The 15,585-nt window shown below is 67.4% G+C and carries 14 protein-coding genes; 8 read left to right on the plus strand and 6 right to left on the minus strand.

The features are described 5' to 3' along the window. Positions 1–6 precede the first annotated feature (6 nt). From EV647_RS32675 to EV647_RS32685, 3 genes are all read left to right on the plus strand, one after another. Positions 7–996, plus strand: a complete 990-nt coding sequence (locus EV647_RS32675) for an aldo/keto reductase (RefSeq protein ID WP_134009853.1) — start codon at positions 7–9, stop codon at positions 994–996. Between the two features lie 65 nt (positions 997–1,061). Continuing rightward, on the plus strand, positions 1,062–2,984 hold the full coding sequence (locus tag EV647_RS32680; RefSeq protein ID WP_166680480.1) for an acyl-CoA dehydrogenase family protein: 1,923 nt from the start codon (positions 1,062–1,064) through the stop codon (positions 2,982–2,984). 20 nt (positions 2,985–3,004) lie between these two features. Then, positions 3,005–3,652: a DUF2461 family protein gene (locus tag EV647_RS32685; protein WP_134009857.1), complete on the plus strand. Its 648-nt coding sequence runs from the start codon at positions 3,005–3,007 to the stop codon at positions 3,650–3,652. Here the strand turns inward: EV647_RS32685 and EV647_RS42250 are convergent. Continuing rightward, positions 3,646–4,074, minus strand: coding sequence for a hypothetical protein (locus EV647_RS42250; RefSeq protein WP_166680470.1), 429 nt, complete (start codon positions 4,072–4,074; stop codon positions 3,646–3,648). The genes EV647_RS32685 and EV647_RS42250 overlap by 7 nt on opposite strands. Before the next feature lie 40 nt (positions 4,075–4,114). On the opposite strand from EV647_RS42250, the gene EV647_RS32695 reads away from it, so the two are divergent. Continuing rightward, positions 4,115–4,678 (plus strand): TetR/AcrR family transcriptional regulator, encoded by a 564-nt coding sequence (locus EV647_RS32695; RefSeq protein ID WP_202876378.1) that lies wholly within the window; start codon positions 4,115–4,117, stop codon positions 4,676–4,678. Here EV647_RS32695 and EV647_RS32700 read toward each other — a convergent pair. Together EV647_RS32700 and EV647_RS32705 are read right to left on the minus strand one after the other, a co-directional pair. Then, complete coding sequence (locus EV647_RS32700; protein WP_134009860.1) at positions 4,668–6,275, minus strand: MFS transporter; 1,608 nt, start codon at positions 6,273–6,275, stop codon at positions 4,668–4,670. The two genes, EV647_RS32695 and EV647_RS32700, sit on opposite strands and share 11 nt — an antisense overlap. Next, the gene (locus EV647_RS32705; RefSeq protein ID WP_238177502.1) at positions 6,275–7,600 is read right to left on the minus strand and encodes a rhodanese-like domain-containing protein; all 1,326 of its coding nucleotides are present in this window, start codon (positions 7,598–7,600) and stop codon (positions 6,275–6,277) included. The genes EV647_RS32700 and EV647_RS32705 overlap by 1 nt, the downstream gene beginning before the upstream one ends. Before the next feature lie 99 nt (positions 7,601–7,699). On the opposite strand from EV647_RS32705, the gene EV647_RS32710 reads away from it, so the two are divergent. From EV647_RS32710 to EV647_RS32720, 3 genes are all read left to right on the plus strand, one after another. Continuing rightward, positions 7,700–8,359 (plus strand): metalloregulator ArsR/SmtB family transcription factor, encoded by a 660-nt coding sequence (locus tag EV647_RS32710; RefSeq protein ID WP_134009862.1) that lies wholly within the window; start codon positions 7,700–7,702, stop codon positions 8,357–8,359. 186 nt (positions 8,360–8,545) lie between these two features. Continuing rightward, the gene (locus tag EV647_RS32715; RefSeq protein ID WP_202876379.1) at positions 8,546–8,959 is read left to right on the plus strand and encodes a VOC family protein; all 414 of its coding nucleotides are present in this window, start codon (positions 8,546–8,548) and stop codon (positions 8,957–8,959) included. A 98-nt stretch (positions 8,960–9,057) separates the two neighbouring features. Continuing rightward, on the plus strand, positions 9,058–9,942 hold the full coding sequence (locus tag EV647_RS32720) for an aminoglycoside phosphotransferase family protein (protein WP_238177540.1): 885 nt from the start codon (positions 9,058–9,060) through the stop codon (positions 9,940–9,942). A gap of 22 nt (positions 9,943–9,964) precedes the next feature. Here the strand turns inward: EV647_RS32720 and EV647_RS32725 are convergent, their stop codons facing one another. Together EV647_RS32725 and EV647_RS32730 are read right to left on the minus strand one after the other, a co-directional pair. Further along, positions 9,965–11,143 (minus strand): cation diffusion facilitator family transporter, encoded by a 1,179-nt coding sequence (locus EV647_RS32725; RefSeq protein WP_134009866.1) that lies wholly within the window; start codon positions 11,141–11,143, stop codon positions 9,965–9,967. Then, entirely contained in the window at positions 11,140–11,553 is a 414-nt protein-coding gene (locus EV647_RS32730; RefSeq protein WP_134009868.1) for a metalloregulator ArsR/SmtB family transcription factor, read from the minus strand. The genes EV647_RS32725 and EV647_RS32730 overlap by 4 nt, the downstream gene beginning before the upstream one ends. A 275-nt stretch (positions 11,554–11,828) precedes the next feature. Between EV647_RS32730 and EV647_RS32735 the strand changes: the two genes are divergently transcribed. Further along, entirely contained in the window at positions 11,829–12,251 is a 423-nt protein-coding gene (locus EV647_RS32735) for a PPOX class F420-dependent oxidoreductase (protein WP_134009870.1), read from the plus strand. Positions 12,252–12,352: 101 nt separating this feature from the next. On the opposite strand, the gene EV647_RS32740 is transcribed toward EV647_RS32735, so the two are convergent. Continuing rightward, positions 12,353–15,580 carry a hypothetical protein gene (locus EV647_RS32740; protein ID WP_134009872.1) on the minus strand — a complete coding sequence of 1,076 codons (3,228 nt, stop codon included), beginning with the start codon at positions 15,578–15,580 and terminating at the stop codon, positions 12,353–12,355. Positions 15,581–15,585 lie beyond the last annotated feature (5 nt).

Here is a 15,585-nt window from a genome sequence, read left to right on the forward strand (position 1 = left end):
GGCATCATGCACACACGGACGCTCGGTCAAGGTCTGGAGGTCTCCGCGGTCGGTCTCGGCTGCATGGGGATGTCGCAGAGCTACGGGCCGAACCCTGGTGATCGCGACGACATGATCGCTGTGATCCGGTACGCCGTGGAGTCCGCCGGGGTGACGTTCTTCGACACGGCCGAGGTGTACGGGCCGTACGTCAACGAGGAGCTGGTCGGCGAGGCCCTGGCGCCGCTGCGCGACCAGGTCGTGATCGCGACCAAGTTCGGGTGGAACATCCAGGACGGCAAGATGACAGGGACGAACTCGCGTCCCGAGCAGATCCGGCGGGTTGCGGACGAGTCGTTGCAGCGGCTCGGGATCGACGTGATCGACCTGTTCTACCAGCACCGGGTGGACCCCGACGTACCGATCGAGGATGTCGCCGGGGCGGTGGCCGAACTCGTACAGGCCGGCAAGGTCCGGCATTTCGGGCTCTCCGAGGCCGGTGCGGACACGATTCGTCGGGCGCACGCCGTACATCCGGTCACGGCTGTGCAGAGCGAGTACTCGCTGTGGACGCGGGACCCGGAGCCGGAGGTGCTGCCGGCGTGTGCCGAGCTCGGCATCGGGTTTGTGCCGTTCAGCCCGCTGGGCAAGGGGTTCTTGACCGGCACCGTGAGTACGTCGACGGAGTTCACCGCCGACGACATCCGCTCGCGGGTCCCGCGCTTCGAGGCCGGCAACCTGAGCGCCAACGAGGCACTGGTTGCCTACGTCCGCGCCCTCGCCGAACCGAAGGGCTGCACGCCCGGCCAGATCGCCCTCGCCTGGCTGCTGGCCCAGCACTCGTGGATCGTCCCCATCCCCGGAACCCGTCGCCGCCCGCGGATCGACGAGAACACCGGCGCGACCCAGGTCGCGTTGTCGGCCGACGAGATCGCCGATCTCGACGCCCTCGCTGCTCGGATCGGTGTCCAGGGGGACCGTTACAACCCGGCCGGAATGGCGATGGTCGGCCTCTGAGTTGCCACGAGCTCGTTTGGGGTACTAACGGGTAGTTAGGAGTCCTCAGGCGAGGAGGGATACCCGTGACGGCTACGACACGGCAGGTCGGCGAGCGTGAGGCCCGAGAGGTAGCGGAGGCGGCTCGGGAGACCGAGTGGACCCGGCCGAGCTTCGCGAAGAAGCTGTACCTCGGCGACTTCGACCTTTCGCTGATCCACCCGCAACCGCACGCGATCGCGGCGGACGACGCTGCCCGCGGCGATGAGTTCATCGCCCGGCTGGCGGCGTACTGCGCGACCCTCGACGGCCTGCTGATCGAGCGAGAGGCGAAGATCCCGGACGAGTACTTGCGAGGGCTCGCGGAGCTGGGCGTCTTCGGGATCAAGATCCCTACCGAGTACGGCGGCCTGGGCCTGCCGATGTCGTACTACGGCAAGGCGCTGATGCTGGTCGCGTCGGTGCATCCAAGTATGAGCGCGCTCGTCTCCGCACATCAGTCGATCGGGGTGCCGGAGCCGGTGAAGATGTTCGGCACCGACGAGCAGAAGGAGCGGTTCCTGCCCCGCTGCGCTGCCGGTGCGGTCACCGCGTTCCTGCTCACGGAGCCTGATGTGGGCTCGGATCCGGCGCGGATGGCCTCGACCGCAACCCCGACAGACGACGGTACGGCGTACCTCCTCGACGGAGTGAAGCTGTGGACGACGAACGGCGTCATCGCCGAGCTGGTCGTGGTGATGGCGCGCGTACCCGAGCATGACGGCGAGCCGGGTGGCATCAGCGCGTTCGTGGTCGAGGCCGACTCGCCGGGGATCACAGTGGAGAACCGCAATGCGTTCATGGGGTTGCGCGGGATCGAGAACGGCGTGACCCGTTTCCACCAGGTCCGGGTGCCGGTCGAGAACCGGCTGGGACGGGAAGGCGCCGGCCTGCGGATCGCGCTCACCACCCTGAACACCGGTCGGTTGTCCATTCCGGCGACTACCACCGCAGCCGCCAAGTGGTGCCTGAAGATCGCGCGGGAATGGTCCGTGGAGCGCGTCCAGTGGGGTCGGCCGATCGGCGCCCACGCGGCCGTGGCCGAGAAGATCTCGTTCATCGCGGCCACCACGTTCGCGCTCGAGGCCGTGCTGGAGCTGTCGGCGAACCTCGCCGACGCGGGCACCAAGGACATCCGGATCGAGGCGGCGCTGGCCAAGCTGTGGTCCAGCGAGATGGCCTGGCGGATCGCCGACGAGCTGGTGCAGATCCGCGGTGGACGTGGGTACGAGACCGCCGACTCGCTCGCGGCCCGGGGTGAACGCGCGGTGCCGGCGGAGCAGATCCTGCGCGACTTGCGGATCAACCGGATCTTCGAGGGCTCCACCGAGATCATGCATCTGCTGATCGCCCGGGAGGCGGTCGACGCACACCTGGCCGCGGCCGGCGATCTGGCCTCACCGGACGCCGATCTCCAGGCAAAGGCGAGGGCGGCGGTGAACGCGAGCGGGTTCTACGCCAAATGGCTGCCGCAGCTCGCCGTCGGCAAGGGATCCGATCCCAGGTCGTACCGAGAGTTCGGGCCGCTCGCGAAGCACTTGCGGTACGTCGAGCGGTCGTCGCGCAAGCTCGCGCGGCAGACGTTCTACGGGATGGGTCGATGGCAGGCGAAGCTCGAGTACAGGCAGGGCTTCCTGGCCAGGATCGTGGACATCGGCGCCGAACTGTTCGCGATGGCCGCCTCCTGTTCGCGGGCCGCAACGCTACGCGGCGCCGCTGAGGGTGAGTCGGCGTACGAGCTGGCGGCGGTGTTCTGCGAGCAGGCTCGGCTCCGGGTCGACCACCTGTTCGAGCAGCTGTGGAGCAACACTGACGACGCCGATCGAGGGCTGGCTCGGCAGGTGCTCGACGGGAAACACACCTGGCTCGAGGACGGCATCGTGGATCCTTCGGAGGGAACCGGCCCGTGGATCGCCGAATGGCAGCCCGGCGAATCGAAGACGGAGAACAAGTCGCGCCGCTACCGATGACGGCTCGCTAGGCTGCCTGGGTGGACTTCGAAGGGTGGCCGCGGGGTGCTTTCGACGTGCTGCTGCAGCTTGAAGGGGAGCCTTCGGCAGAGGTAAGGCGGCAATGTCGGCGAGATCGGGAGGCACTGGTTCGGCGGCCGATGATTGATCTGCTCAACGTGGTGGCTGATGCGGATTCGGCGTACGAGGACTTTTCGGTCTGGGGGTACGGCGATGTGCTGGTGCGGGCCTGGCAGCGGCAGAGTGCGATTGTGCGGCTGGGTCGGAACGTCGAGCTCGGAGTTCGGTTCGATCTGGATGGGCTAGAGGTCAGCTTGGCGTGGTGGTATGCGCCGTCGGCGCAGATCGAGCGCTATCGCGCTGCGGTGGCGGACGACGGTTCTGGTCCGCGTTTGGTTGCCATTGTGCGGAGGGTTGAGGGGGAGGGGTACGTCATCTCAGGCGACGTCTTGAAGCGGCCGCTACGCGGCTATCCCGTTGATCATCCGCGGGCAGAGCTGTTGCGGCACAGGTCGTTCATCGCGACGCGGCCGCTCGGTTGTGAGGAATGGATTCACACCTCCGCCGCGGCGGATCAGGTGCTCGCTGCGTTCTCCCAGTTGCGCCCGCTGGCCCGCTGGCTGGTCGAGAACGTGTCGGATGCGCCGTACCTCCGATCGTCTTACTGACAGAGGGCGGGGATGCGGGTGACGATGGGCTCGGCGACGAACAGGTAGATCAGGAGCCCGGCGACGACGGCGATCTGGTCGCGTAGGCAAGCCCCGAGGCCGATGCCGAGGAGTGCGAAGAGGGAGACGGCGAGGACGACGCCGGTGAGCGTGGCGGGGATGCCGTTGCCGGTGAGTGTCAGATTGATGCCACGGGAGTCGAGCCACGGTCGGCTGATGACGTACACGGTCGCGATGCAGGCGAGCGCATACGCCGCACCGGTCACGGCGTACGTGATGAGTTTGGCAAGCAGGACGCGGCGTCGAGCCGGCGCGATCAGGAAGGTGGTTGCCGCCGTTCGGTGGCGGTACTCGCTGGTGATGCCGATCGCTGCGAGGACCGCGACCAGTGGTTGTGCTCCGCCGGCGCTGGTGGCGAACAACAGTTGTTGTCCCGCGGCGGTGGCCAGGGGTGGTGCGAGAGTGTCAGCTGGAAGGTTGCTGAAGCGGCCGGAGCGACGGGCGGCGTTGATCGCGGCTGCGGCGCGGGCGTTCGCCCGCGGTGGTTTCGCGGCGACCGGTCTGGACGAGGTGGCTACCGAGGCAGGCATCAGCCGGGTGTTGATCTATCGGCACTTCGAGTCGAAGGCGGAGTTGTACGAGGCAGTGCTCGCCGACGTCAGCGACCGGCTCCGGGTCGCTACCGGACACCCTGATCATTTGACACCTGGCAGTCTCGAAGCGCTCGTCGCAGCTGCTCAGCAGGACCCGGACGGGTTCCGGCTGTTCTTCCGTCAGTCAGGCAGGGAGCCTGAGTTCCGCAGACATGCCGACGAGCTCAGGCAGGCCATGAAGGCCACTGCGGAGCCGTACCTGCGTGATGCGATCTCCGATCCGCAGCGCCTCCAGTGGGCGACCGAGCTGATCCCGACGATCGCCGTCGAGGGCGTGATGGCGTGGCTCGACGCCGGGCAACCGGAACCGGACGCCGCAGCTGCCAGGATCACTCAGGTCATTGCCGCAGCTGTCACTGCGATCAGTGGGTGACGGGCAGGCGGGCTCTCTGCCAGGCCTGGAACCCCCCGATGACGTCGGTACTCCGGAACAGGCCGAGTTCTCGCAGTGAGCGAGCTGCGAGGCTCGAAGAGTACCCGCCTTCGCAGATGACGATCCATTGGATGTCGTGCGTAACGGCCTCGGGAATTCTCGCGGTGCTCGTGGGGTCGAGTCGCCATTCCAGGTGGTTTCGTTCGATGACGATCGCTCCTGGGATCTCACCGCTTGCCCGTCGCTGGAATTCGGGCCGGGTGTCGACGATCATCGCCTCGTTTCGCCGTACGGCGTCGTACGCCTGCTCGGGACTGAGGCGCGGCAGCTCGGCCTGGGCTCTGGCAACCCAGTCGTCGATCGGCATCGGTCGCCGCCGTCGCGACGCGGCCGGATGGGTCTCGTACATTCGGACCGCGACCACGAGACCTGACAATGCGGTGATGACTGCGACGACCCAGACGGCCGCCCGCAGTCCCCAGACATCCGCGACCAGACCGGCCAGAATCGCGCCGACCGCGAACCCGCCGTCGCGCCACAGCCGGTAGACGCCGACGGCTCGCGCGCGCCAGGCGGGATGGGCGACGTCGCCGACTGTGGCGAGCAGTGTCGGATAGACCATCGCGGTGCCGACGCCCAGCAGTACTGCGGCCGCCGCCCACAGCGGGAAGCCGTCGCCCGCGGCGACCGTTGCGAGGGCAACGGCTTGGACGAGCATGCCCGCGGTGATCAGCCTCTTGCGTCCCCAGCGATCCGACAGCGGACCGGTGACAAGTTGCCCAAGGCCCCAAACGGCGGGGTAGAGGGCGGCGAGGATCCCGATCCGGGCAATGGACAACCCCGCGGTGGAGAACAGGATCGGGAACAGTCCCCAGGCGAGTCCGTCGTTCAGGTTGTTCACCAGCCCGGCCTGGCTGGCCGCCGACAGCGCCGGTTCGCGCAAGCTCGTCCGGCTGAACACCTGGCGATTGGTCAACTCGCCCCGGGTGTGATGGCCGGAGGCCTCCAGGTGTGCGTGTCCTCGGGTTTCGCGTACGACGAACGCCGACAGGCCGAGCCCGAGAGCGGCGTACGACAATCCGAGCAGGAACGGGGCCGGACGCAGGCCGTAGCGCGCGGCGAGATACCCCGTCGCCAGGGCGGTCACCGCGACGGCCACATAGCCGGCGGCCTCGTTCAGACCCATCGCCAGGCCTCGCCGGTGTGGGCCGGCCAGATCGATCTTCATGATCACCGTCGTCGACCAGGTCAGGCCCTGGTTGATGCCCAGGATCACGTTGGTGGCGACGACCCAGCCCCAGGACGGTGCCCAGATGAGGAGCAGTGGAACCGGCACGGCGATCAGCCAGCCGATCACCAGCACGGGTTTGCGCCCGAACCGGTCCGACCAGGTGCCCGCGAAGTAGTTCGTCGCTGCCTTGGTGAGGCCGAAGGCGAGGACGTAGGTGAGCAGGAACGTGTACCCGGTGAGGTGGAACGTGTGGTCGGCCAGCAGCGGCAGGACGGTACGTTCTTGCCCGAGCGTCCCGCCGACGAGTGCGTTGACCGCGATCAGCAGACTGAACTGGGCGAGATTCGCGCGGATCCCGAGTCGCATCAGCCGGTCTCCAGATCCCGCCCGGTCGCCGCGCTCCAGTCCTCCGCTCCGCCCACGAGTACGGCGAGATCGCGGTGCCCGGCGCGTTCGAGCAAACTCGCGGCGCTCATCGCGCGCTCGCCGTGGCCGCACATCACGACCAGCGGTTCGCGTCGTACCTCATCGGTGCGGTGCACGAGCGCGCCGAGTTCGATGTGCTGGGCGTGGGGGAGGTGGCCGCCGTTGAACTCGGACTCCTGCCGGACGTCGAGCACTGCGCCGCGGACGTCGCCCGGGTGGATCACCTGGGTGTGCACGGTCTCGCCGTCCCACGCGTTCATCCCGCCGCGCAGTTCGCCGACGACGTTGTAGCCGATCTTGGCCGCTTGCCACGCGATCTCGTCGGCGTCCTGGTCAGGTCGCCGTACGACGATCACCGGCCGGCCATCCGGTACCAGCCAGCCCAGCCACGACGCGAACGCCGGCCGCAGCGGGATCGACAATGCGCCCGGGATGTGCCTGGCCGCGAAGTCTCTCGTCGGTCGGACGTCGACCAATTCGGCGTCCGTGCTCCGGAGTGCCACGGCATCGAGGGGTCGTAGGGACGGGGCGCGGTCGAGGACAGCCGGACCTCGGCGGTTGATTTCAGGCAACCGCAGGAAGTACGGCGGGAAACTGCCGAGCGACCCGAGCAGTTCCTTCACGAACGCGTCCTCGCTGCCGACCTGGAGCAGCGGATTCGTTACCCGTTCGCGGCCTATCGTGCTGACCCGGTCGGTACTCGGGGGAGCAGAGCAGAACGACCCGGCACCGTGGGTCGGCCAGACCGCCACGTCGTCGGGCAGCTCGGCGAGACGCCGGACCGAGGCGTACTGCGCACGAGCGAGCGCCTCGGTCTGATCCGGGGAGACAAGGTCGGTACGGGCGGCCGCACCGACGAGCAGCGATCCGCCGCTGAAGACGCCGAGCGGACGCGCGCCATCGAGGAGAAGGAAGGACAGGTGCTCCGGCGTGTGGCCCGGCGTACCGAGTGCTCGCAGTCGCAACCCGCCGAGGTCGACCTCGTCGCCGTCCTGCAGACCGCGGTGGCCGAACTCGCGATGACCAGCGGCGGACGCGAGGATCTCGGTGCCCTGACTCGCGGCGAGTTGTCGCGCACCGGAGAGGAAGTCGGCATGCAGATGCGTGTCCGCGGCGAACGCGACGGTCAGTCCACGCCGCTCAACTGCCGCCGTCGCGGCCCGTAGGTCGACGCTGACGTCCACCACCAACGCGCGGCCGTCTTCCAGGTCGACCACGTACGCCGAGTTGCCCAGACCCTCGTCCACCAGCGGAACTACCGTCATCGCGCCCGCCATCCTGTTCAAGAAACTACTTGAATAAGAGCGCTAGACCCGGGGTATTGTCAAGAAATCACTTGAATACGCTGGTCAGGAGGCTGATCGATGCGGGATCGCGCGGCGAAGACAGCACTGTTCGACGCCCTCACGGAGGGCGCGAAGGCGCTGGCGAACGGTCGCCGGGCGGAGCTGATCGACGTACTGGCCCAAGGGGAGCGGTCGGTCGAGGAGCTCGCCACCGAGATCGGCCAGTCGGTCGCGAACACCTCGCACCACTTGCAGCGCTTGCTCCGGTCAGGCCTGGTCAGGACCCGCCGGTCGGGAACCCACATCTACTACGCGGTTGCCGGCCCCGCGGTGACGGAGCTGTGGCAGGCGATGCGGGCGGCCGCCGAGGAGCATGCCTCGGGTCTCGATCGGCTCGCGCAGGACTACCTCGGCGACCGCGGTTCGCTCGAGAGCATGACTCGCGATGAACTGGTGAAGCGCCTTCGCGCCGGGGACGTCGTCGTACTGGATGTCCGGCCGGCGGCGGAGTACGACGCAGGGCACCTGCCCGGTGCGATCTCGCTACCGATCGCCCAACTGCAGGACCGGTTGGGTGAGGTGACCAGTGGTGCTCAGGTCGTGGCGTATTGCCGGGGTCCCTACTGCGTGTACGCCGACGACGCCGTCAGACAACTGACCAACGAAGGGCATATCGCGTACCGGCTGGAGGACGGGTTCCCGGAGTGGGCGATGGCCGGTCTGCCGGTCGAGCATTAGGACGATTGCGACGCGGCCCGGCGCTTGTCGTATGCGCCGTGTCTCCGATCGTCCTACTGATAGAGGGCGGCATTCGAGCTGCCCGGATACAGCAGAGAGCGCCTTCGGAGGATGACCAGATGACACCGGCAGCAAAACCCAATCCGATCCCCGATTCGTACCGCCGGGTGACGCCCGTTCTCACCGTTGCGGGCGCCGTCAAAGGCGCTCGAGTTCTACGGTTCGGTGTTCGGCGCGACCGAGCGGATGCGCTTCCCGGGTCCGCAAGGGACCATCGCCCACGCGGAGATCCAGATCGGCGACTCGGTCGTCATCGTCGAGGACGAGGATCCCCAGCGGGGCACCGCCGCGCCGCCACCCGAAGGGTTGCCGGGCTCGCCCGCTTCGCTCTTCATCTACGTCGAGGACGTCGACGCGGTCATCGCGCGGGCTGTGGAGCTCGGCGCGACGCTGCAGCGCCCGGCGGAGGACCAGTTCTACGGCGACCGTGACGGCCACATCATCGACCCGTTCGGACACGGCTGGACCGTAGCGTCACACATCGAGGACGTAACGCCCGACGACCTGACACACCGGATGACCGAACTGTTCGGCTCTTGACCCCGCTGGGGATTTGACGTGTTTGCGGCTCCTGCAGCGGCATGTCAAGATGCGAGAGGCCCACCTTCAGGTCCCTCCGGACAGGAAGGGGCGTGAAGATGTCGCACAGGCTTGAGTTTCGGTTGTCGGAGAATCCGTGGGCGCCGACTGCGGTCATCGAAGAGGTGAACGCTCACACGGGCAGCGGGCTGGTGCTGACCGGGCTGGCCGACCAGGTGGGTGGATCGAGCAGCGCGGCGTTTGTTGCGTGGGCGGATGGGCGTGAATCCGCGCTCACACGGACTCGGACGCCGTTGGCCGTGATGCTGCAGACGGCGAGTGTCCTGAATGAGTTACGCGGGCGGGGCTTGCCCGTTCCACAGCACCAGCTAGTGCTGGAGCTTTCTGATGGGTACGTCGCTGTTGTGCAGGAGAGGCTGCCTGGCCGTCATGTGGGTGAACTCAACTCGACCACGGCTGCTGCGTTCGTCGCGATGAACGACCGTTTCGCGGGGGTGCTACGAGACCATCCAGAGGTCCCGCGGCCAAGGGCCTTTCCCGCCAGCGTCAGCACGTTCGAGAACACCGTGGGCCGTCATGGTGAGCGTGGCCGGCGGCTGTTGGGGCGGCTGCTCGAAATTGACGGTGGGCGTCTCGTTCGCATGCAGGGCGATGATCTCGTTCACACCGACTACACACCGGGCAACGTGCTGTTCGACGACGCCGGCAATGTCAGCGGTGTGGTCGACTGGAACGGCGGTGCGGTGCGCGGCGATCGGTACTACGCGCTTCTTGGGCTGCACTGGGGCAGCATCGGCCGGAAGACGGTCGGCTCCGAGGAGATGAAGCAGGTCGAGGAGAAGCTCGCGCACCTCAGCCCGGAGACGAGACGCAGCTACGAGGCGCATTGGATGGTTGACCAGGTGCACGAGTCAATCCTGAAAGGCTTCTCACCCGAACGCGTCGAGGCCGACATGACACGCGCGGAGAACACACTGGGTTGAGGCCGGACGGCGGCTGAGTAGGTTAGTGGTGGTGGCTGACGAGGTTGTGGGCTGCGGTTGCGTCGTGGGGGAGGGGTTCGGCGTGGATGGTGGCGGTGGTCAGGCGCCGTACGCCGTGGACGAGGTCGTGTTCGACCTGGTGGCTGAGGTGGTGGGCTTCGATCAGCGACAGGTCCGAGTCCACCGCGATGCGAGCTTCGGCGCGGAGGGCGTGGCCGACCCAGCGGAGTTGGACGCCGGTGACCTCGACGACACCTGGGGTTGAGCGGATGACCTTTTCGGCCTGGTCGACCAGTGCGGGGTCGACGGCGTCCATCAGGCGCCGGTACACCTCCCGGGCGGCGTCACGCAGTACGAACAGGATCGCGATCGTGATCAGCAGACCGATAATTGGATCGGCCAACGGAAAGCCGAGCCAGGCGCCGACTGCGCTGAGGACCACGGCCAGACTGGTGAAGCCGTCCGTGCGGGCGTGCAGCCCGTCGGCGACCAGGGCGGCGGAGCCGATCCGCCGGCCGGTGCGGATCCGGTACTGCGCGACGATCTCGTTGCCCAGGAATCCGACCACACCGGCGGCGATCAGTACGCCGACGTTGCGCACGTCGCTGGGGTGGAGGAAGCGCATGACGGCCTCATAGCCGGCGTACGCCGACGACGCGGCGATCAGTACGACCACGATGATGCCGGCCAGGTCCTCGGCGCGGCCGAAGCCATAGGTGTATGCGCGGGTCGCGACGCGGCGGCCGAGGATGAAGGCGATCGCCAGGGGAATCGCGGTGAGGGCGTCGGCGTAGTTGTGCAGGGTGTCGCCGAGCAGTGCGACCGAGTTGGTGAGGAACACGACCACGGTCTGGATCAGCGCGGTCGCGATCAGGCCGACGAAGCTGATCTTCAGGCAGCGCATGCCTTCCTTGATCGCCTCGAGCGCGGAATCGATCTTGTCGCTGCTGTCGTGCGAGTGCGGAACGAAGATCTCCTTCACCTTGCCAAGCAAGCCGTCGTGGTGGGCATGCCCGTGACCATGACCATGACCATGTCCAGCGGCGTCTGGTTTCGCGTCGCGCTGGTGCTCCGCGTGCCCGTGTCCGAGTGCGGCGGCGTCTGGCTTCGTGTCGTGCGCTGCGTGGGTGTGTCTGGCCGGTGGGGTCCGGGCGTCGGCTTTGTCGTGGGGGTGATTGTGCTCGTGGTCCGCCGTAGTCATCGGATCTTCGTCCTTCGGGCCGGTCGGGCGCCTGCGGCGGACTCGGCGTCGGGTACGGCGCCGACGGGGCGGTGGTGGTCGGGGAAACCTCCGCTGGAGTGTTCGGCGTGATAGATCGCGTCCTCGACCAGTTGGCCGGCGTGCGAGTTCTCGATTCGGTAGAAGACCTGGTTGCCCTGTTTGCGCGTCCGGACCAGCCGCGCCAGACGCAACTTGGCGAGGTGCTGCGAGACACCGGCCGGCGACTTCCCGACCGCGTCGGCCAGCTCGTTGACCGACTTCTCACCGTCCAGCAGTGCCCAGACCAGTCGCACCCGGGTCGCATCGGACAGCATCCGGAACACCTCCACGGCCAGCGCCACGTGATCGTCGTCCGGCGACTGCTTGCGTGACTGCGTATCTGCGCGCATACGCAGATACTAAGCCTGTGAGTTCTCCCGTAGCAAGGCCGAACGGCGGGATGATCAACGCCTGAGGCGATCAACATCATCGAAAACCATCGCTTTTCTCGATGCATCTATCGACCCTAGGGTCAGAGGGTATGGCGACACACACGATCCGGCCGACAGCCTCCTGGAGGATCCGCGGCATGTGTACGCCGTCGAGGTGACGCAGGTGTTTGCCTTCGGCAAGGAAACCGGATCCGCACCCCATCGCCCATCAGCCCGAACGAAGGGAAGACCCGATGACCACCATGACCGCCGACGAGTGGCGTACCTTCCTCACCGCGGGCACCAGGCTCGCCCACCTCTCCCTCACCCGCGCCGACGGCCGGCCGCACGTCACCCCGATCTGCTTCGTGCTCGACGGCGACGAACTCGCCTTCGCCCTCTCGCCCGGCAGCGTCAAGGGCAAGAGCATGGCGCGGGACCGGCGCGTCGCGGTCTGCATCAGCGACGATCAGCAGCCCTACAGCTTCGTCACCATCGAAGGCGAGGCCCGGATCTCCGCCGAGCCGGACCGGATCAAGCGCGTCGCCACCGCGATCGCCGACCGCTACTACCCCGACCAGCCCGCGGCCGAGCTCGCCGAGTCATTCCTCCAAGGGGGCTTCACCGCAGTACACATCGGCATCACCAACGTGATAGCCCGCTCCGGCCTCGGCTGATACCTCGGCTGACACCTCGGCGGCGATCTCGGTGGCGATCGCGCGCCCCGATGACCGGCTGAGCGTTTCGCCGCACTCGCTGTGACGTGCGGGTAGGTCGGTCATGCGGGTTCGACGAGGGAGGTTCTTACTGCGCGGCAGTAGGCGGCGATGAGAGCTGGGGTGGCGGCGGCGCCGTGGGCGGCGCGGGACAGTTCGGCGATGGCCCAGTGGCCTTCTGTGTCGCAGGCCATCGCTTTCAGCCGCTTGTCGAGAAGGACGGGTTCGGTGATCAGGAGGAGCTCGTCGAGGGCCTCCTGAAGTTTCCGGCGCGCCAGCAGGATCTGGCGGGCGTTGTAACGACCGAAGTTGCGGTAGGCAACGAAGCTCGCCGTGTCGAAGAACTGGTTCAGGGTCGACTCCCGTGGGTAGGTCGGGTACCGCTCGTGGAATGCGAGCAACGCCGCAGGCATCTCCTTGGCCAGGCCGGGTTTGGCGTACCAGAGGACGCCGACCGGGGTCTGGTCGGTGAACGATCCCGCGCCCTTGGTGAAGAACCCGAGGTTGACGGTCCGGGGCGAGTACGCCGGGACGCGCGAGGTGCTCGGGGTGGCCCGGAGCGGGTCCAGGCTGATGTCGATCCGGATGTCGCACTCGCTCGGGGCGATCGCGATGGCCTTGCCGAGCGAACTCGTCGCGTCACCCGGTCCCGAGTCGGCGTCGACACAGACGATCTCGGTGATTTCGGGGATCCGGAGCAGCTCGACGAGTCCGGTGTTCTCCCAGTGGCCGCCGTCGGTCAGGTAGAGGTAAGGATCGTCCAGGTCGTGGATCCCGAAGAACTCCTTGAAGAGGTACCCGAGGCCTGTCCGTGGGTACGACAGCTCGAGCTCCTTGTCCAGGCCGGCGGCCTCGAGTTGGGTGATGAACCGCGGGTTGGCGATCCACACGCCGAGCCGGATGTTGAAGAAGGCCAGCAGCATGCTGGTCGGCCCGATCTGGTAGCGGCCCATCGCGGGGGAGACCGCCGCGCTGGAGATGGCGACCGCCATCATCGTCGTGATCCGCTTGTGCAGCTTCTTGCCGAGTCGGTCGAGCACCCGGGTGGACGCGGCGAACTGCAACGTGTTGCCACGTCCGTCCTGAGGCAGATGCAAGATCGTCCGCTCGGGGTCGAACGTCACGCTCAGAGCCGGAGTGCCGTAGCGGGTGCGGACCGCACGCGAGGTCACTGTGCTGGTCGTGCACACCACCAGCGGCGTACGCACCGCTGTGTCGTCGTAGTTGAAGGCAAACAGGCCGGGTTCATGCTTGGATTCGTCCGTACCGGGGGCATCGTTCTCGTACGGCTGCACACGGACGTCTTCCTCGCCGTTCTTGGTCCGGTACGTCGCGTAGGCCAGACGCAGCTTGCCTCGGTAGAACGGCGCCAGCGACCAGCTCTCCGAGCTCGGCCCCAGGAGCACGACAGTGAGGATGGCCAGCGCAAGAACCCAGTTCCAGCCGGATTGCCAGCTCACCAGATCGTGCCCGGACCAGGTCACCTCGTGCTTGGCAGCGTTCCACGTCGCCAGCGCTGTCAGACCCAGCGCGACCAGGACGAAGGCAAAGCCGCCGAGCATGGGCGCGAAGCGCGCTGCCGGCTTCCTGAGGATGCGGACGACCGAGCCGACGACACCGGCACTTGCACCGACCGTAGCGATCAGCGTGGGCAACGTCAGATGGGCGACCGCGCCGACCAGTTCGACGAAGCCCCACAACGTCAGTGCGAGCAACGCGCCAAGGCCGAGCGCGCTGTACGACGCCCTCTTGAGCGTCTGCAGCGTGACGCGCGGAGCCAGCTTGTTCTGGGCGTAACCGACGAGAAACTGACCGGCGAGGACCCACAGCATCAGGACGACGAATCCGGCGGCGAGGAAAATGAGCCCGGGCAGCGCGAGCGAATGATCCTTGACGAGCTGGTGCATCGCGCCGCTCGGCAGCTCGCCGCCCTGGCTCGTGAGGCCGCGCAATGCCCAGCCCACAGGCCGTGTGATGGCCCAGCCCATGCTCAGCAGCACCACCAGGTTGACCGTCAGCCCGGCGATCACCGTTGCGAACACGGCTGGCCGGTACGACGCCTTGGTGGAGGTCTGACTGCCCTCAGGGCCGGATTGCCTGGTCGCCTTCGCGGCTGCTGGGTCGGTGTCGGATCCTCGAGGCTGGTTCGACCCGAGGTACCCGAGGTTGTCGACGAGATGGCGCTCCTCAGGGGTGAGCCACCCGTTCTCCTGCTGCCGCCACGGGCGAGGTGCCACCTGGCGGAGGCGCTCTCGTTCACGGCTCTCGTCGTCCGTCGCCTGGAGGCTGGATCGCGAGATGCTCCAGCCGGCCGCCATGTTCGATCCGCCCGACACGGCGGTGACCGCGCGTGCCCCGGACCAGTTGAGGATCTCACCGTCGAGCGCCTGGAGTGCGCCGAGGCTGATCGACGACGCCCGGATGCCGCCGCCGGAGAGCGCAATGCCGTACTTCGCCTCTCCGCGCGGGGGTTCGGCGCGTGTCATCTGGGTGCCCTCCGGAGCTTGGGCGACCTCCTCCGACGGCTTCATGCCGGCTGCCTTCTGGGCGTACGTCGGCAGCTTCAAAGAGGCGAGTCTGACCCAGCGTGGAGTCGCCCACCAGGCGAAGGCGCCTGCCGCGGTGTAGACGATGGCGACGAGGAGCAAAGTGAACTTGGCCCAGGCGCAGACCGCGACGAACCGCCAGGGCCCGTTCGACGATCCCGCGGTGAGCATCAGAATGTTCTCGGCGACGTCGAAGGCGCCCGCGACGACGACAGCGATGACGACCGTGGTACGCGCCTGCCGTAGCGCCGGCAGCCGGAAGTAGTTGCCGGCCCACCACACCAGCAGGCCGAGCAGGAAGACGTAGGAGGCGATGAACCAGAAGTCCTGTTGAACGGCCCTTGTGAAGGCATCACCGCATCCGCAGGCCGTCCATGCCTCGCTGCTGCCGGCGAGTTCGATGTCGACGATCGACCTCGCCGTGCCCTTCAGACTCGCCGCGTCGCCGAAGTGTGCTGCGGCAAGAGCGCTCAGGATCAGAGCGAGCCAGCGCAGTACGGCACGCAGGTGGCGCTGCAGGTTGGTGGCGAGCAGAACGACCACCACCAAGATGGCGAGCCCGAGGATTGCGACCCAGACCGCCTGCGGCAACCCGTCGTCTCCGACACGGTCTCCGAAGAGCACAGTCGCAACCGCGAGAACGCCGACGCCCACAATCAGCAGCAGCACCCGCACCCGGTAGTGGAAGGAGACATCCGTGTCTGAGGTGAGCCCGTCGGCCGGCGGCTTCAGGAGAATCGCCATTTGCT

Origin of the sequence: Kribbella sp. VKM Ac-2566, from assembly GCF_004366005.1 — a bacterium.
In the GTDB taxonomy this organism is placed as follows: domain Bacteria; phylum Actinomycetota; class Actinomycetes; order Propionibacteriales; family Kribbellaceae; genus Kribbella; species Kribbella pratensis.